Here is a 17015-nt window from a genome sequence, read left to right on the forward strand (position 1 = left end):
TCATTTCGCGCGCTCCAGGATGGACACGTAATTGGCGACGGCCGCGCCGCCCATGTTGAACACGCCGGCGATCGCGGCCTTGGGGATCTGCATGTCGCCGGCCTCGCCGCTGAGCTGCATCGCGGCCATCACATGCATCGAGACGCCGGTCGCGCCGATCGGATGGCCCTTGGACTTCAGGCCGCCCGACGGGTTGATCGGCAGGCGTCCATCCTTGCGCGCCAGTCCCTCGCGAACGACCTTGTAGCCTTCGCCGGGTCTGGCCAGGCCCATGGCCTCATATTCGATCAGTTCGGCGATGGTAAAGCAGTCGTGGGTCTCGACCAGGTCGAGATCGTTGAGCGACAGGCCGGCGCCCTGCAGGGCACCGCTCCATGCCCGCCGCGCGCCGTCGAAGGCCGTCGGATCGCGGCGCGACAGGGCGAGGATGTCGTTGACATGCTTGCGGGCGCGAAACGCGATGGCGCGCTGCATGCCGGCGGCCACCTCCGCGTCGGCAATGACAAGGCACGCGGCGCCGTCCGAGACGAGCGAGCAGTCGGTGCGTCGCAGGGGCGCTGCGACATAGGGGTTCTTGTCCGACACGGTGTTGCAGAACTCGACCGAGAAATCGCGCTGCATATGCGCGTAAGGGTTGGACATGCCGTTGTGGTGGTTTTTCGCGGCGATCATCGCCAATTCCTCGGAGCGATCTCCGTACCGCTGAAAATAGGTGCCGGCGATCCGGCCGAACAGGCCGGCAAACCCGCCTTCGACATTGGCCTCCTCCTGGCGGAACGACGCCGTCAGCAGGATATCGCCGGTCTGGCTGGTCGGCAGCGCCGTCATCTTCTCCGCGCCGACGACAAGGGCGATCCTGCCGCGCCCGGCGGCGATGAAGTCGAGGGCGGAATAAAGCGCCGCCGATCCCGTCGCGCAGGCGTTTTCCAGCCGCACGGCCGGGGTATGGTCGAAGCCGTCGGCGGCCATCGCCACCAGGGCGCCCTGGAAATCCTGCTTGGAGAAGCCGTTATTGTAGACGCCGACGAAAATGCCGTCGACATCCTGGGCGCGGATCCCGGCATGGGCGAGCGCCGGATTGATCACCTCAGCCATCAGTTCGCGTGTCGAGGGCGCTTCGGATTTTCCGAATTTCGAATGGGCCCAACCGACGATCTGTGCTTCTGCCATCCTATTTCTCCTTTGAGCGTGATGCTCCAAGTCCTGAGCTAACGTTGAGAAATGCGTGCGCCGCCTTCGGGCGGGGCAGGCCGCGCGGCAGCCCGTCCGGACTGGAAGAGCCGCTTCAACTTGATCTGCATGCGATCGACCTCCTGGCGCAGCAGGGCCGCGAGTTCGACCTGCCGGATAGGATCCATCCGGCTGTCGATCGCGGCGATCGACAGCGCGCCGGCCACCCGGCCGTCCGGCCAGAGAATGGCCATGCCGATGCCCCAGGAACTGGACAGCACGCGGCCGGGATTGAGCGCGTAGCCGGCCTGCCGGGTCCGGGCGATGTCCTCGCGGATGATCTCCGGGCTATAGCCCGGATAGTGTTCGGCAATCGGCGTCTCGATGCGGCCAATCACCATCTCCGCTTCTGCATCCGGCAGCGCCGCCAGCATCGCCAGCGATCCGGCGCCGACGCCGAGCGGGTTCTGGTCGCCGCTCTGGAGGGCATGGGTGCGCACCGGATGGGTTCCCTCCTCGCGATGCAGGCAGACGGCATAGTCGTCGCGCCGCATCGACAGGAAGCTGGTGTCGGCGGAAACCGCGGACAGCCGCCGCAGATGTTCGCCGGCGATCTCGAGCAGGCCGTGCCGCCGCGACGCCAGCATGCCGAGGACATAGAGATCGCCGCCGAGATAGTAGCGGCGGGACACCGGGTCCTGTTCCACCACGCGCGACCGCATCAGCGCCATCAGCAGGCGCCGGGCGGTCGGCTTGTTGAGGCCGCTGCTCTTCACCACCTCGCCGAGGGTCACGCCGCCTTCGGCGCTGCGCCCGACAATGGAAAGCAGACCGAGCGCCCGTTCGACGGCCTGAGCCCCGGAGCCGCCGGCGTTGCCCTCCTGCAAGGTCGACAATGTCTCGATCATCTGTTCCATGGTGATGAGGTCCCGGCTTTGCCGATCAGGTCAGCGACTTGCCGACGGCCTTTTCAAGGATGGCCCAGGCTTCGTCGCCATATTTGCCCTTCCAGTCCGAGTAGAAGTTGGCGCTGCGCAGCTTTTCCTGGAACGGCACCGGATCCGGCACGTTGAAGGTCATGCCATGGCCTTCCAGATCGCCGCGCAGGGACTGGTTGAGGGCCATGACATCCTTGCGCTCCAACTCGGCGGCGGCGTTGAAATTGCGCGACACGATGTCCTTCATGTCGTCCGGCAGCGCTTCCCAGGCACGGCGGTTGGCCAGGATCCAGAAACCGTCCCACATGTGATTGGTCATCGAGACGAATTTCTGCACCTCGTAGAGCTTGGCCGTCGACAAGATGGCGAGCGGATTTTCCTGTCCGTCGACCACGCCGGTCTGCAATGCCGTATAGGTCTCGGCGAAGTTGATGCTGGCGGGTGCGGCGCCGAAGGCGGAGAACATCGAGGTCCAGAGCGGGCTCACCGGTACGCGGATCTTGAAGCTCTTGAGGTCTGCCGGCGTGGCGATCGGGCCCTTGGAGGACGAGATCTGGCGGAAGCCGTTGTCCCAGATCTTGTCGAGCGTCACCAGGCCCTTCTTGGCGATCTCGCCGCGCACATAGGTTCCAAGGTCGCCGTCCATGGCGGGCCATACGGCATCGTAGTTTGGAAAGGCAAAACCGATGCCGCTCAGAGAAGCATTCGGAACGAGCGTCGACAGGATCAGCGGCGAAAGGCTGAAGAATTCGACGCCGCCGGAGCGCACCTGGCCCAGCATGTCGGTGTCGGCGCCGAGCTGGCTCGAGGGAAAGATGTTGATGGCGACGCGGCCGGAACTTTCCTCGAGGATCTTGGCGACCGCCTCCTTGGCCCGGACGTTCATCGGATGGGTCAGGGTCTGATTGTTGGCGAATTTATAGGTGAATTCGGCGGCGTGGGCCGGCCTGGTGCGGATGGCGAATTGCGTGGCGATGCCGGCTGTGGCTGCGCCGAGAAGTAGGGTTCTGCGATTGACCTTCATGGTTTTTCCTCCCGTTTCCGTTCGTGTCATCGGTCGTCCTGTGGTCTCGTGTGCCCTTCAGAGAAAGGCCGTCGAGAAGAAGGGCACGGCGGCGATCAGCACGAGGCCGACCATCAGCGCGCCGATATAGGGCCAGATCGCCCGCATCGCCTCGTCGGGCGACACGTTGCCGATCTTGCAGGCGATGTAGAAGCCGATACCGATCGGCGGCGTCATCAGGCCGATGTTCATGGCGGTGACCACGACCATCGAATAGTGGATGTCATTGATCCCGAGGCTTCTGGCGACCGGGAACATGATTGGCGCCATCAGCACCAGGGCCGGCAGGCCTTCCAGCACGCAGCCAAGCACCATGAAGATCAGGATGGTGACGCCCATGAAGGTGAACCATCCGCCGGGCAGGTCCTGGACCACTGTAACGAGTTGGGCTGCAAAGCCGGTCTGGGTCAGCGCCCAGGCCATGGCGGATGCGGTGCCGAGGATCATCAGGATGGCGCCGGACAGGGCGGCGGTTTCCACCAGCATGGCATAGAGGCGCTGACGCCTGATGCCGCCATAGAGAACGGCGCCGATGATCATGGCGTAGAGGACGGCAATGGTCGACACTTCGGTGGCAGTCGCCACGCCACGGGCCACGGCCGAGCGGATCAGGAAGGGCAGCACAAGCGCGGGCGCGGCAATCAGCGCCGTACGGTAGATGACGGCGAGCGACGGACGCCGCACGCCGTCCATCTTCTCGGACGATGCCTTCCAGCGCGCCAGAACGGCGAGCACCATCAGCAGGACCATGGCGATGACGAAGCCGGAGACGAACAGGCCGGCGATCGACACGCCCGCGGCCGAGCCGAGCACGATGAGAACGATCGACGGGGGCACGGTGTCGGCCATGGCAGCACCCGTCGCCAGCAGGGCGATCATCTCGGCGGGCTTGTGGCCGCGCCGCTTCATTTCCGGAAAGAGCGCCGGCGCCACGGTTGCCATGTCGGACACTTTCGAGCCGGAAATGCCCGAAACCAGGAACAGCGAGCCGAGCAGGACATAGGACATGCCGGCTTTGACATGGCCGAGCAGGGAGGCCAGGAACTCGACGATCGCCTTGCCCATTCCGGTCGCATCGAGAACGCAGCCGAGCAGCACGAAGATCGGCACCGAGAGCAGGATCAGGCTGGACATGCCCTCATCCATGCGGCCGATCATCACGATTGTCGGAACCGAGGTGCTGAAGGTCAGGAAGGCAAGGGCGCCGAGCCCGAAGCAGAACGCGATCGGCACGCCCAGGGCCAGGAACAGGGCGGCAAAGCCGACGAGGAAGATGGGAATATTCCAATTGCCGATCTCTTTCAGCGTGGGCGACAGCATCCACAGAAGCCCGCACACGACGGCGATCAGGACGACCGATCCGATCAGGCTCGCGAACCGCGCGCCACGCAGCGCATTGATCACGGCCAGCACCAGCATCAGAGCGATACCGGCCGGCAGGGCCGAGGCGCGCCAGCTCATGGGAATGTTGAGTGCGGCGGAGGTGATATAGGCTTCCTCCTGCGCATATTCGATGGCCGGACGCAGCATGGCGGCCAGGAACACCGCCATCAGCAGCAAGGCGAAGGTGTTGACCTGGCTTTGAAATCGGTGGGATATCAGATTGACGAAGATCGTCAGCCGCAAATGCTCGCTGCGATCCACCGCCATGGCGGCCCCCAGCATGGCGAGCCAGAGGAAGCACATCGATGCCACCTCATCGATCCAGATGACCGGCACGGAAAAAACGTAGCGGGAGACGACGCCGGTCAGAAGCAGGCCAATGATGACGACAAGCAGGCTGGCCGCGACGACCTCCACGGGCCGCATCCAGGGGGAGCCGGCCTGCGGCGACGCGCCTTCCAGCCCGGCGAGCAACGCGGCATCGTCCCCATGATCTTCTGCCAATGTCACGCGAGATCCTCCTCATCTGCGCAGGCCCGCTCACGCAGGCTTCAATCCTTGGTCGGCATGCGGGTTTGATCGCGAAGGACGCATTGCGCCCGTCAGCCTCGACTCCCGATTGCCTACGTTCTCAAAGCCCCGCGCATCCAGCCGCTTCTCCCTCGGCTTTGTGGTCCATGATATGGAGCTCTCCTCCAGAGAACTTTGTCGAGACTGATTATAAATAGCCCTTCTTGCAAGTCATAAATGCAAAGCTGGAAATTATAATCGCACAATGTTCCATTATATGGACCAACCATCGCTGATGAACCGAAGTCGAACCTGTGGAGACCGTGCCGAGCGAAATACTAGGCTCCGGCTGGATGCAGCCTAACTGGGCAGACTTCCCGACACCGTCGCATGCAAGCCGCCGTCGATCGGCAATTCGATGCCGTTGATGTATTTTGCTTCATCGGAGGCCAGGAAAACCGACGCCCATGCGATATCCCAGCCGTCACCCTGACGCTTCATCGGCGAGACCGCATCCCGTTTGGCGCGCATTTCCTCGGGCGACCCATAATAGCTGCTGATCTGTTTGTGGACATGGGGTGTGTCCATGACCCCAGGCAGAATGGCATTGGCGCGGATGTTGCGGCTGGCATATTCGATGGCGATCGCCCGGGTAAAATGATTGAGCGCCGCCTTCGATGCATAATATGAAACATAGGGATATCCGGTCCATCTGATGGACGCCAGCGACGAGATGTTGACGATCGCGCCGCCGCCTTGCGCAACCATGATCGGCAGGACCCGTCGGCAGGCGAGGAAGACGCTGGTCAGGTTGACGTCCATCACGAGCCGCCAGCTCTCTTCTGTGGCCTCCGCCGCGCCGCCGGGCAGGTTGATGCCGACATTGTTGTGCAGGGCGTCGATGCGGCCGAATTTGTCCATCGTTGCGGCAACCGCTGCATCGATGTCGGAGGCCTTGGTCACGTCGGTGCAAAGCGCCAGACCGGTACCGCCCTCCGATTGAATGACGTCGAGCGTGTTGCGGGCGGCTTCGATGTTGATGTCGACGCAGGAGACGCGTGCACCTTCGCGGGCGTAGGCAACCGCCGCCGCCTTGCCGTTGCCCCAGCCGGGGCCGATCGATCCGGCGCCGAACACCAGCACGACCTTGTCCTTCATGCGATCCATTGTCCGCCTCCCCGCGTCATATGGGATCTCTCGTCCGGCAGTGACCATGTCGCGCTGCCACTCCCCGGCCCCCGCTCCATCGACGGTAAAAGATGTATCGATCGACTATCTATCTGTCAACCTATCTGATAAGTTATAAATGTCGTTCCAGAAGAGGTTGGGCATGGGTTACAAGCCGTTGGACAGAAGGCGTCTTTCCGAGCAGGTGTGCGAGCAGCTGGAGGATATGATTGCCCGCGGGCAACTGGTTCCGGGCGACGTCATGCCCTCCGAGAAGGAGCTGGTGTCCCGTTTCGAGGTCAGCCGGTTGACCATCCGCGAGGCGCTGCTGGCGCTGCAGCAGAAGGGCCTGGTGGACATCCGCAACGGTGAACGCGTGCGCGTCACCGAGCCGAGCCTCGATCGCATGGTGGCCGCCCTGTCGGGGGCGGCACGGCTCTATCTGACGCACAATGCCGGTATTCGCGATTTCCAGAATCTGCGCCGCGTCATCGAGATCGCCGTCGTCCGCGAGGTTGCCGGCAACCATACGCCCGAAGACCTCTCGCTTATCGAGGCCTGTCTCGTTGCCAACCAGGCGGCCTTGACCGATCCGGTCCGATTCGCCGAAACGGATGTCGCCTTTCACGAAGCCATCGTAAAGGCGGCGAAAAGTCCGCTGCTGTCCGGGCTCAACCAGGCTTTGTCCGGGTGGCTGCGCGGGCAACGCGATGTCACCCTGGCCCATGAGGGCGTGGCCCAGGCGGCCTTTGACGGCCACGCGGCCATATTCGAGGCGATCGCGGCCGGCAACGCGAACGAGGCCTGCGATGCGATGGACAGGCATCTGAAGGCGATCGAGCGGTTCTTCTGGCAGCCTTGATCCGGTCGGATGCCGACCGACCGGTTTAGGGCGTCGGCAGGGAAGGATTGGTGCCGAGCCGACGCGTGGCGACATGGGTGCCAAGCCGCTGGATCAGCAATCCGAGCGCCAGCAGAACGGCGACGACCTGGGCCAGGAAGACCGCCTGATAGGCCGTGGTCTCGTCGAGGCCCGACAGCTTGGCGGATTGGAAGACGATTTCCAGGATCTCGATGCCGACCTCGGTGCCGAACATGATGATGAAGGCGGGGGCCAGCATGACGAATTTGTTGCCGCCGCTGGCGGCAATCACCGATCCGACGATCACCGTGGTCGCCATGCCCATACCGATCGCAGAGACGATCTTCGAGGTGTAGAAAAGACCGACCTCGGCGCCCTGGTAGCGATAGAAGACCGTTGCGACAGTGCCGGCCAGCAGCAGCGGCACCGAAAGCCCCAGCAGCGTCGGGCCAATCGAGGGCCGGCGCGCTAGCGCCGCACCCGTGGCGAAGACCGCAAGCACCTGGCAACCCGCCCCGATCGTGGCGCGATTGGTGATCAGCTCCGAGGAGCAGAGATGGCGCACCAGATAGGCCGTGTCGTAAAGCCCCGTCGTTGGGATCTGCAGGATGAACAGCACGATCAGCAGGAAGATCGCCGTGGAGGGCAGGGCGGTGCCTGGCGGGATCCATTTGCGCCGCTGCGACACCATATAGGCCGCGACAGCCACGAACAGCGCCATCAGCGACAGGCTGACCACGCTGTCGATCCCGGCAAAGGTATTGGCCGTGGTCCAGGCCTCAAAGGCGATGACGGCCAGGATGAAAACGACAACCGGCTTCCACGGCGTCGCGCCGGACTCGGTCACTGGCGGCTCGACGGGCTTGCCGTCGAAGACCAACGGCACGATGGCCAGGAAAATCAGCGGCAGGGCGGCCAGCAGCAGGAAGTAATTGCCGATGCCGATATCGAAGGCGACATAGCGCACCAGTTGCGGCGCGATCAGGAAGGCGATCGGCTGGGCCGCTGTCCACACCGTCATCAGCACGGCCCGCTTGCGCTCGCTGTCGGCCAGCGAAATCGACAGCTGGGCGAGCGGAGCAAAGAAGGCCACCGAAAAGCCGCCAAGCGCGAAGCTGGCGATCACCACGATCTCACGCAGATCGAGCGCCGGGTCGATATGCATGGTGATGCCGACAATGGCATAGCATAGCGATGCGAAACAGGCCGCCCAGACGGCGACCCGCCGCGCCGTTGTCACGGAAATCGCGAAGGGCGCCAGCGCGAGTGCAATCACCGCGCCGCCCAGCAGCACCTCGACCAGCACGTCCGTCTTCTCGACCGATATGTCGAGAAAACTGGCAAACTCGCCCTGGGACACCGAGACCGACATGGTGCCGATCGACCGGATGCCGTTGCCGAGCAGAACGAAGAGGGCCAGGATGAGCGTCTGGAGTACAAGGAACTGTTTCACGTCTAGTCCTGCAGGTTCGCCATGATCCGATCGGCGGCCCGGATGGCAAGGGCGGCGATCGTCAGGGAAGGGGCGTTGACTGGGGCGGTCACATGGCTGCTCGACCCGAGAATGTAGAGATTGCGGTGATCGTGGGACACCAGGTCGCGATCGACGACCGAGGTCTTCGGATCGATGCCCATGCGGGTGGTGCCGGCAATGATTGCGTTGGAGAGATAGGGATCGTTGGACTGGACCTGCGTTGCGCCCATGGCGGCAAAGATCTGCCGGTTGACCTCAAGGCCGGCCGCGATGCCGGCCTTGGTATAGTCGTCCATGCGGAAAGTGATCTTGGGCTTGGGGATACCGGCGCTGTCGCGGATATCGGCGAGCTCGATGCGGTTGTCGCGGTCGGGAAGCACTTCCGCCGAAGAGTTGAGGCGCAGATGCCGCGACACCGTGTCGTTGATGCGGCGCGACAGTTCCTGTCCGAACACGCCCTGCGCAATCAGCGTCTTGGCCAGGCTGGTGGCGTCCGAATTGCCCGACCAGCCGCTGTTCATGAAGGAGGTGCCGATCGCCGCCCGTTCCGTGCGGAACGGGCCGTCGCGCATCTCGATCAGGCCGCCGGTCTGCTGGGGGCCGCGATAGGGGAAGACCGGTTCCGGCGTCAGGCCCCAGCAATCCTGGTTGGCCTGGGTCAGCAGATAGCGGCCGACATCGCCGCTGGAATTGGCAACGCCGTTGGCAGCCCCTTCCTGTGCGGAATTGAGCAGCAGGCGCGGGTTCTCGATGGCATGGCAGCACAGCGCGAAGACATCGCCTTCGACCCAGAAGCTCTCGCCATCGGGGCGGCGCACCTTGACGCGTTTGACCTGGCTGTCCGGGCCGATCTCGATGAAGGTGACGAGCGCATCGGTGACGATGCGGGCGCCGGCCTGCTCGGCCTTCTCGGCATGCACGGAGGCGTCGTATTTGGCGCCGATCGGACAGATCGGCACGCAGGTATTGTTGCCGCAGCAGACCGCACGGTTGTCGAACAGCTCGGAATTGCGAGCGTGGGAAAACGGTCCGGCCGTCAGCCCGAGCGTGGTCAGCGCCTTCTCCACCTGGCGATCCATGTAGCTCATCGGGATCGGCGGCATCTGGTAGGCGCTGTCGCGCGGCGCGCCCCAGGTGAAATTGGGATCGCCGGATACGCCCCAGCGCTGTTCGGCCTGCTTGTAATAGGGGACGACCAGATCGTAGTCGATCGGCCAGTCCTCGGCCACGCCATAGGTCGACTTCATCTTGAAATCGACCGGACGCAGACGATCGGCAAATCCGGTCCAGTGCCAGCTCGTGCCGCCGTAGAGCCGCAGATAGGCACCGATGAAACGATCCGGTCCGGCCTGCACATAGAAATCGTCGTAGGTCTGGTCTTCCGGATGGGGTGCGGAAGCAACGCTTGGATAGGGCGATTGCGGACCCTTGACCGGATTGTCGTAGAAGGTCTTGAGATTGTCGGCGCGGCTGCGGCGCGGGCCGGCCTCCAGCACCAGGACATCGACGCCCTTCTGGGCAAGGCTGTAGGCCAGATGCGCGCCGGCCATTCCGGATCCGATGATGACGACCTTGGCGCGCATCACATCTGCCCCGGCAGTGGGGCGTTCTGCCAATGACCGAAGGCCGGCCCGCCGCACAGGCCCGGCGCCGTGGCAAATGTCAGCGATGCCCAGGCCAGACACCAGGGATAATAGGCAGTCGTCGTCACGCCGTCCCTGGTCACCTCGCCGGTGTAGAGCAGCTTGGCAACAAAGGCGACCTGACCCTTGATCTCATCGGATGCCGCAGCGACCCTTGCGTCCAGTGCCCCGCCGACCAGAGCGTGGGTGAAGGTTGCTTGCGCAGCCGTGCCGTAGGTCGCAACGAATTCCCGGTCGACCGCGGAAAGCAGATAGGACGAGACGTCGCCGACGCCGCCGATCTGCCGGACGACGTTATCGAAGGCGAGCGAGCCGGACCCCAGCCCATAGGCCTCGGCCGCGGTCGGTGCCAGCGGGATTGCGGCCAGAAAGGCGCGGCGCGACAGCTTCATTTGGTCACCACGACAATGCCGCGGGTCTTGTTCGATCCGCTGTCGATGGTGTTCATCGCCGCATGGAGATCGGCGACCGTCATCCAGACCGGCGGATATTTGTACTTGGCGACATCCAGCACCAGGACGCGGTCGGTCTCGACGTCATAGGCGGCGATCGGCGAAATATGGCCATCGCCGTTCTGGCCGATCGGCTTGCGGGAATAATTGGCGACCAGGCGCGTGTCGGGGGCAGCGAGCCCGGCCTTGATCAGCTCCCGCAGGGCGGCGACGTCAATGCTGTCGGCATGGTGGAGTTCGGCCTTGACGCCGAGATTGTTGAAGAACTGCACGAGTTGTTCGAGCACCAGCCCGTCGCGCTCGACCATGGGATAGGGTTTCACCGCCTGGTTTTCCGGCGTGAACACGGCGTCCTGGGTAAACAGGCCCCAGGGAAACAGCCGCTGCGGCACGGGACGGGGGATGTCGAGGCTGTTGAGCACGGCGGCGATGGTTGCCGGGCCGCAGAAGGTGAGGATCTGCTCGCTTTCGAGATAGGTCGCCAGCTTGAAATAGGGCGAGGTCTCGTCGGCCTCGGCAAACAGCGTTTCGCCTGCCGGGTCTGTGATGTAGATCAGCGTATCGGCGCGGGCGGGGGATACTGACGCCATCATCATGGCGGCCAAGGTGATCAAGGTCCGGGTTACAGTCATTGTTGGCCTCCGAACCACTGCGCCAGAGCTTCGATCTCAGCGTCTGTGGTGTTCTTGACGATTTCATGCATGACCATGGCCTGTCCCGCGGCACGCTTGCCGTCGCGATAGGCCTTCAGGGCATTAGCGAGATAAAGCGGCTGCTGGCCGGCGATGATCGGCAGGTCGGCCAGTGCCGGACGGCCATCCGATCCATGGCAGGACAGACATTGCGCGCCAAGCGGCGGCATTGCGTCATCGGCGATCGCCGGCGCGCCGACCCATCCCGCGGTCAGAATGGCTGCTAGCACCAAAGCGCGCATGGACATCCCTAAGCCTCGATGTTGACATTGATCATCATGCCGGTGTCCTCGTGCGGCAGGATGTGGCAGTGCATGACGTAGCGTCCGGCGAAATCGGTAAATCGCGTGCGGAAGCGGACCGTGCCGGACGCCGGCACCGCCACCGTGTCGAGCCACGGCTTGCGCGGGTCCGGGACGCCGTTGGAATCCATCAGCTGGAACGGATTGACGTGGATATGCAGCGGATGCGGATAGGGCGTGGTGTTGACCAGCGTCCATTCCTCGACCGCGCCGAGCTTGGCCGTCACGTCGTCGCGCCGCGGGTCGAAGGGCTGGCTGTTGATCGTGAACTCGGTGTCCTTGAAGAAACCCTTGACCTCCGACATGCCCAGCACGAACTTGCGCTGCATGGTGATCTCGCTGTCGGCGATGTCGGTGAGGATCCTGTTCTTCGGCAGGTCGCCGGCCGGAATGTCCCGTCCGAAGGGCTTGCCCGCCGCAACGCGGCTGTCATTGGCCGGAATGACGACGATATCGGCCAGCATGATCTCGTCCAGCGGCTGCTTGCCCTGGTTGAAGGCCGGCCGCAGCAGCTGGTAGGTGCCCGGCTTTGTCGCCTTGACCAGAAGATTGACGCGGTTGCCGGGCGCCAGGTCGACCGTGTCGACGATCTCGGCCCTCGGCAGCGGATTGCCGTCGCGGCCGATTTCATAGAGTTCCAGCCCTTCGGCCGTCAGCGGCAGGAACTGCGCATCGCCGGCATGCAGGACGCGCCAATGCTGGACCTCGCCCTCGCGCATGTAGATCCGCGGGCGATAGGCACCGTTGATCAGGAAATTGCGTTCGCCGTTGAGCGGCGGCCAGATCGGATCTTCGGTCGCCAGAACGCCATCGACGCCAGGGATCGGCGCCTGCAGGACCATGACGCGTTCGACCGCGGCGGCCACTTCGGGCACCGTGTCCAGCGCGCCGCCGATGATCGCCATGCCGGCGGCACCCGAGGCGACCTGTGCCGAGACCGAGCCGTGGCGGTGCGGATGGTACCAGTAGTTTCCGGCTGGGTGGTCTTCCGGGATGCGCACGACATAATTGAAGTGGTGGCCCGGTTCGATCTGCAGATAGACATTGTCGCTGTTGCCGCGCGGGCTGACGTGGAAGCCGTGATAGTGCACGTTGGTGGTGTTGAAGCGATTGGGGACGTTGAGCACCATGGCCGTGGTGTCCGGATTTTCCGGCATGCGGTTTTCGAAGGCGATCTCCAGCGTGTCGCCCGCTTTCAGCCGCAGGGTGGGGGCAGGCAGGCTCTCGTTGAAGATGCGCAGCTTGGCCGGTCCGCTCGGCAGAAGGACGTCGGCGATCGACATGAACAATCGGGTGCGCAGCCGTCCGTCGACCGAATGCACTTCACTCGGATTGGCAAGGTCATCGGCAATGCCGAGCGGAGAGGCGGCCGGCGTCGTCTTGGCCGTGGCGGCACCGGCCGTCGTCCAGGGACAGAGGACCAGCCCGCCGCCGATGGTGGCGGTGCCGATGGACTGTTTCAGGAAGTTCCGGCGCGACAGGTAAGAATGGGAAACCACGCTGCTTCTCCTCAAGCATGCCGCGCAAAAGTGCGTAAGCACGGCTGCTGACGGCATGCGTAAAATATCGACCTAAAGTGGAGTGCGAATCAGAACTATTCGCATTCAATTTAGCATATGGAGAAGACGGTAGTCTCTTTAATGTAAGAGGACGATTAACAGCAGACGAGTGAGATCTGCTTTTATTTGTGACAATCAAAAAAAGTCAGAACCGGCAAGGCGCACTATGGCGGCCTCACGCAATTCTTCGGTTGCTCGCAATAAAGCTGCGTCCCGCAAGGGCGGGGCGCAGAAAACCATACCTGAAGACTTGTGCCTGCCTTTTCAGGCTGCCCGGGCCTTGGTGAGCGAGGGCCGGGTTGCCGCGGCCTTTTCGACCATTGCCGTGACTTCGGCGCGGCGTGCGCCTGTCAATGGCATGCGCGGCATGCGGACCCGCTCCGAGCCGCGGCCCATGATCTGTTCGGCCAGCTTGATCGACTGGACGAGGTCGTGCTCGGCGTCGAGATGCAGCAGCGGCATGAACCAGCGGTAGATGCGGCGGGCTTCTTCCCAGTCGCCGCGGTCGGCGGCGGCAACCAGCTGCACGGATTCCTCGGGGAAGGCGCTGGTCAGGCCGGAGACCCAGCCCTTGGCACCCAGCATCAGGCCCTCAAGCGCCACGTCATCGAGACCGGCAAACAGCTCGAAGCGATCGCCGAAGACGTTGAAAAGGTCGGTGAAGCGACGTGGATCCGGCGCGCTTTCCTTGACGGCCTTGATATTGGCAACGCCTTCCAGGGCCTGCAGGACATCATAGCCAATGTTGACGCGGTAGGCCGGCGGGTTGTTGTAGAGCATGATCGGCAAAGACGTTGCCTCGGCAACGGACTTGAAATGCGCGATCAGTTCTTCGGGCTTCGGGACATAGACCATGGCCGGCAGAAGCATCAGGCCGTCGGCGCCGAGCTTTTCGGCGTCCTTGGCATAGGCGATGGCGCGGCGCGTGTCGAATTCCGAAACGCCTGTGATCACCGGGACGCGGCCGGCAACGACCTCGACGGCGGCCTTGAGGATCGTGCGTTTTTCCTCCGGATCCAGCGAATTGTTTTCGCCGCAGGTGCCCATGACGATCAGGCCGTTGACCCCATCCTTTACCAGCGCATCCTGAACACGCTGCGTATCGTCGATATCCACCGACATGTCTTCACGGAACTGCGTGGTAACTGCCGGGAAAACGCCGTGCCAACCTGTGCTCATCTCTTGCTCCTTTGATTGCATGAATTATTTAATATACAAACTGTCGACAGAAATCAAGAGCACATGAAGGCTCTGATCGATCCCCCATTTTCAAACGGCGGTGGTCCTGCTCAAGAGATCCGGATCGCTCAGGCAAAAGGCTCGGCGGGGCCCTTGGCTGGCTGCGTGAACCATGCCGCCCCGGTCTCAGTCATGTGGATGTGGTCCTCGAGTCGGATGCCGAAGCGGCCGGGATAGACCAGCATGGGTTCATTGGAAAAGCACATGCCTTGCGCCAGCGGCGTGGTATTGCCGCGCACGATATAGGGGTGTTCGTGGATCTCCAGCCCCAGGCCGTGGCCGGCGCGGTGCGGCAGGCCGGGAAGGCGGTAGTCGGGGCCAACCCCATGTCTGCCCAGCACATCGCGGGCGGCGTCATCAAGGCTGTGGCAGGGCGCACCCAAGATCGCAGCATCGAAAACCGCCTGCTGCGCAGTCCGCTCGATGGCCCAGGCGCGCGCAAAACCGGCTTCTGGCTCGTCGAGCACATAGGTCCTGGTCAGATCCGAATGATAGCCGTCGATGCGGGTGCCGGTGTCGACGAGGATGACATCGCCCGGCGCCAGGACCTGATCGCCGTCCGCGCCATGTGGCAGCGAAGTGGCCGTGCCGAAGGAAACGATGCAGAAGGTTGAACCCGCTTGCGCGCCGAGCGCAACGTGCTGCTCGTCGATATAACGCACGACGTCGGAAGCGCGGATGCCGGGTGTCATCAGGGCATGGGCGCGTTTCTGCACCTCCAGCGTCAGGTCCATCGCATACTGGATGATGGCGATCTCGGCTGGCGACTTGCGCTGCCGCAAGCTGCTGATCAGCGGCCCGCCATCGCGAAGCCGTTCCACACCGAAGGCTGATGCCAGCCGATGATAGAGGAACAGCGGCAGGGCGTCGTCAAGGGCAAGCGTGCCCCTTGGTCCAAGCAGTGATGCGACCAGCGCCGCCGGGTTCTCTTCCTCTTCCCAGGTGACGATCTCGCCGGCAAGATGCGGCAGGGTTTCGACGCGGCTCTGTTCAAACGCGGGCACGATATAGGTGAGCCCCGACGGCGTGATCAGCGCGCCGAGCAGGCGCTCGCTCTGGTGCCAGACAAGGCCGGTGAAATAGCGCAAGCTCTCCGACGATCCGAGCAGTACGCTCGCGCAGCCGTCAGCCTCCATGCCCGCCCGCAGGTGGGAGAGCCGAGACAGCCTTTCGGCATCGGTGATGAAAGCGGGCAAGGTCTTGAAGGGCATTGCGGGTGTCCTGAAGGTTGGGCGTCATGCGGATTGAAAGAATAGAAGTCCGGTTCAGGCAAAGCGTCCAGGTCGAAACGGCTCGACGGATATGGCCGGGCTGCGGCCGCAGACCAGATCGCTGACCAGCCGTCCGGTGGCTGCCGATTGGGTCAGCCCCAGATGGCCGTGACCGAAGGCGTAGACGACCGCGGCGCTTGCTTTGGACGATCCGATCACCGGCAGGCAATCGGGCATGGACGGGCGGAAGCCCATCCACTGGGTGCCGCCTTCGGTCTTCAGATCCGGCAGGAACCGGCTCGCCTTGGCGAGCAGCGCCTCCGAGCGGCGGTAATTGGGGGGCAGGTCGAGCCCGCCCAGTTCCACGGCGCCGCCCACCCGGATACCGCTCGACAGTGGCGTGGCGACGAAGCCATGGTCGTTGAAGTAGAGCTGCCGGGTGAGATTGAAGGACTGGCGCGGCAGGGTGGTGTTGTAGCCCCGCTCGGTTTCCAGCGGCAGGCGGTCGCCCAGACCGCTCGACAGCGTCTTCGACCAGGCGCCGCCGGCAATGACAACCCTGGCCGCGTCCAGCCTTTCGCCGCCGGAAAGCGTCACGATGGCGCCGTCACCGGCCGGCTCGACGCGAACCGCTTCGCCCTTGCGGATCTCGACACCGCGGCTGGCGGCAAGATCGGCGATTGCCTTGGTGAATTCGTAAGGGTCTGAGACCTGCAGACCGCCGGGCGTATACATGGCATGGCGAAACTGCGGGGCAAGGCCGGGCTGCAATTGCTCGATCTCGGCGCGACCGACGCGGGAAAACTGGAAGCCCGCCTTGGCCTTTTCCTGCCAGTCATGGCTTGCGGCGTTGAAACTGGCCTCGCTGTCGTAAAGGTCGAGCGTGCCGGTGTTCGAAATGAAGCCGGAAAGCTCCGGCATCTGCGCGATGCGCTGCATCTCGGCGGCCGCAAGCTGCATCATCGCGGTCTGGACCTTCAACCCATGCCGGAAGGCCTGCGGCGAGCTGGCGCGCCAGAACCGCCACAGCCAGGGCGCGATCCGCAAAGCGTAGGCTGGCGGAATGCTCAGCGGACCGAGCGGATCGATCAGCCAGCGTGGCGCCTTTTTCATGATGCCGGGGGCGGGGATCGGGATGATCTCAGGAAAGGCGAGAATGCCGGCATTGCCTTGGCTCGCGCCGCGCGCCACATCGCCGCGCTCCAGCAGGGTGACTGATCGGCCGTCCGCCTGAAGATAAAGCGCGGACATCGCGCCAATGATGCCGGCACCGATCACCACCACATCACATTTTCCGGCCACGCTCATCGTTTGCTCCTGGACATGACGTTTCTGCAGTTGAGTTCGAGG

15 protein-coding genes are annotated in these 17015 nt (G+C 63.6%); 1 reads left to right on the forward strand and 14 read right to left on the reverse strand.

The window, feature by feature from the left end; translation table 11 throughout:
- From HFC70_RS06930 to HFC70_RS06950, 5 genes are all read right to left on the reverse strand, one after another.
- Entirely contained in the window at window positions 1-1170 is a 1170-nt protein-coding gene (locus tag HFC70_RS06930) for an acetyl-CoA acetyltransferase (RefSeq protein WP_168472484.1), read from the reverse strand.
- A gap of 38 nt (window positions 1171-1208) precedes the next feature.
- Window positions 1209-2087 carry an IclR family transcriptional regulator gene (locus HFC70_RS06935; RefSeq protein WP_246735670.1) on the reverse strand — a complete coding sequence of 293 codons (879 nt, stop codon included), beginning with the start codon at window positions 2085-2087 and terminating at the stop codon, window positions 1209-1211.
- Between the two features lie 25 nt (window positions 2088-2112).
- Window positions 2113-3132: a TRAP transporter substrate-binding protein gene (locus tag HFC70_RS06940; RefSeq protein WP_168472485.1), complete on the reverse strand. Its 1020-nt coding sequence runs from the start codon at window positions 3130-3132 to the stop codon at window positions 2113-2115.
- A gap of 57 nt (window positions 3133-3189) precedes the next feature.
- Entirely contained in the window at window positions 3190-5028 is a 1839-nt protein-coding gene (locus HFC70_RS06945; RefSeq protein WP_246735676.1) for a TRAP transporter large permease subunit, read from the reverse strand.
- Between the two features lie 396 nt (window positions 5029-5424).
- Entirely contained in the window at window positions 5425-6231 is an 807-nt protein-coding gene (locus HFC70_RS06950; protein ID WP_168472486.1) for an SDR family NAD(P)-dependent oxidoreductase, read from the reverse strand.
- A 163-nt stretch (window positions 6232-6394) separates the two neighbouring features.
- Here HFC70_RS06950 and HFC70_RS06955 point away from each other — a divergent pair, with 163 nt between their 5' ends.
- A complete protein-coding gene (locus tag HFC70_RS06955; RefSeq protein ID WP_168472487.1) occupies window positions 6395-7093 on the forward strand; it encodes an FCD domain-containing protein in 699 nt (232 codons plus the stop codon).
- Window positions 7094-7118: 25 nt separating this feature from the next.
- Here the strand turns inward: HFC70_RS06955 and HFC70_RS06960 are convergent, their stop codons facing one another.
- The 9 genes from HFC70_RS06960 to HFC70_RS07000 form a co-directional block, all read right to left on the reverse strand.
- Window positions 7119-8546 carry a hypothetical protein gene (locus HFC70_RS06960; protein ID WP_168472488.1) on the reverse strand — a complete coding sequence of 476 codons (1428 nt, stop codon included), beginning with the start codon at window positions 8544-8546 and terminating at the stop codon, window positions 7119-7121.
- Window positions 8547-8548: 2 nt separating this feature from the next.
- Window positions 8549-10150, reverse strand: a complete 1602-nt coding sequence (locus tag HFC70_RS06965; RefSeq protein WP_168472489.1) for a GMC family oxidoreductase — start codon at window positions 10148-10150, stop codon at window positions 8549-8551.
- Window positions 10150-10602, reverse strand: a complete 453-nt coding sequence (locus tag HFC70_RS06970) for a hypothetical protein (RefSeq protein WP_168472490.1) — start codon at window positions 10600-10602, stop codon at window positions 10150-10152. The genes HFC70_RS06965 and HFC70_RS06970 overlap by 1 nt, the downstream gene beginning before the upstream one ends.
- Window positions 10599-11294: a phytochelatin synthase family protein gene (locus tag HFC70_RS06975; protein WP_168472491.1), complete on the reverse strand. Its 696-nt coding sequence runs from the start codon at window positions 11292-11294 to the stop codon at window positions 10599-10601. Before HFC70_RS06975 ends, HFC70_RS06970 begins: the two co-directional genes overlap by 4 nt.
- Window positions 11291-11596 carry a c-type cytochrome gene (locus tag HFC70_RS06980; RefSeq protein WP_210259160.1) on the reverse strand — a complete coding sequence of 102 codons (306 nt, stop codon included), beginning with the start codon at window positions 11594-11596 and terminating at the stop codon, window positions 11291-11293. The genes HFC70_RS06975 and HFC70_RS06980 overlap by 4 nt, the downstream gene beginning before the upstream one ends.
- A gap of 8 nt (window positions 11597-11604) precedes the next feature.
- Window positions 11605-13155, reverse strand: coding sequence for a multicopper oxidase domain-containing protein (locus HFC70_RS06985; RefSeq protein WP_210259161.1), 1551 nt, complete (start codon window positions 13153-13155; stop codon window positions 11605-11607).
- 324 nt (window positions 13156-13479) lie between these two features.
- The gene (locus tag HFC70_RS06990) at window positions 13480-14394 is read right to left on the reverse strand and encodes a dihydrodipicolinate synthase family protein (RefSeq protein ID WP_168472494.1); all 915 of its coding nucleotides are present in this window, start codon (window positions 14392-14394) and stop codon (window positions 13480-13482) included.
- 128 nt (window positions 14395-14522) lie between these two features.
- Entirely contained in the window at window positions 14523-15665 is a 1143-nt protein-coding gene (locus tag HFC70_RS06995) for a Xaa-Pro peptidase family protein (RefSeq protein ID WP_168472495.1), read from the reverse strand.
- A 54-nt stretch (window positions 15666-15719) separates the two neighbouring features.
- Complete coding sequence (locus tag HFC70_RS07000) at window positions 15720-16973, reverse strand: FAD-binding oxidoreductase (protein ID WP_168472496.1); 1254 nt, start codon at window positions 16971-16973, stop codon at window positions 15720-15722.
- Between the last annotated feature and the right edge of the window lie 42 nt (window positions 16974-17015).

Origin of the sequence: Agrobacterium sp. a22-2 (genome assembly GCF_012276985.1) — a bacterium.
In the GTDB taxonomy this organism is placed as follows: domain Bacteria; phylum Pseudomonadota; class Alphaproteobacteria; order Rhizobiales; family Rhizobiaceae; genus Allorhizobium.

What these genes read in the sequence shown, in the direction of transcription:
- HFC70_RS06930 (WP_168472484.1), bottom strand. Translation starts at nt 1,170, where the DNA reads ATGGCAGAAGCACAGATCGTCGGTTGGGCCCATTCGAAATTCGGAAAA.
- HFC70_RS06935 (WP_246735670.1), bottom strand. Translation starts at nt 2,087, where the DNA reads ATGGAACAGATGATCGAGACATTGTCGACCTTGCAGGAGGGCAACGCC.
- HFC70_RS06940 (WP_168472485.1), bottom strand. Translation starts at nt 3,132, where the DNA reads ATGAAGGTCAATCGCAGAACCCTACTTCTCGGCGCAGCCACAGCCGGC.
- HFC70_RS06950 (WP_168472486.1), bottom strand. Translation starts at nt 6,231, where the DNA reads ATGGATCGCATGAAGGACAAGGTCGTGCTGGTGTTCGGCGCCGGATCG.
- HFC70_RS06955 (WP_168472487.1), top strand. Translation starts at nt 6,395, where the DNA reads ATGGGTTACAAGCCGTTGGACAGAAGGCGTCTTTCCGAGCAGGTGTGC.
- HFC70_RS06965 (WP_168472489.1), bottom strand. Translation starts at nt 10,150, where the DNA reads ATGCGCGCCAAGGTCGTCATCATCGGATCCGGAATGGCCGGCGCGCAT.
- HFC70_RS06970 (WP_168472490.1), bottom strand. Translation starts at nt 10,602, where the DNA reads ATGAAGCTGTCGCGCCGCGCCTTTCTGGCCGCAATCCCGCTGGCACCG.
- HFC70_RS06975 (WP_168472491.1), bottom strand. Translation starts at nt 11,294, where the DNA reads ATGACTGTAACCCGGACCTTGATCACCTTGGCCGCCATGATGATGGCG.
- HFC70_RS06980 (WP_210259160.1), bottom strand. Translation starts at nt 11,596, where the DNA reads ATGCGCGCTTTGGTGCTAGCAGCCATTCTGACCGCGGGATGGGTCGGC.
- HFC70_RS06990 (WP_168472494.1), bottom strand. Translation starts at nt 14,394, where the DNA reads ATGAGCACAGGTTGGCACGGCGTTTTCCCGGCAGTTACCACGCAGTTC.
- HFC70_RS06995 (WP_168472495.1), bottom strand. Translation starts at nt 15,665, where the DNA reads ATGCCCTTCAAGACCTTGCCCGCTTTCATCACCGATGCCGAAAGGCTG.
- HFC70_RS07000 (WP_168472496.1), bottom strand. Translation starts at nt 16,973, where the DNA reads ATGAGCGTGGCCGGAAAATGTGATGTGGTGGTGATCGGTGCCGGCATC.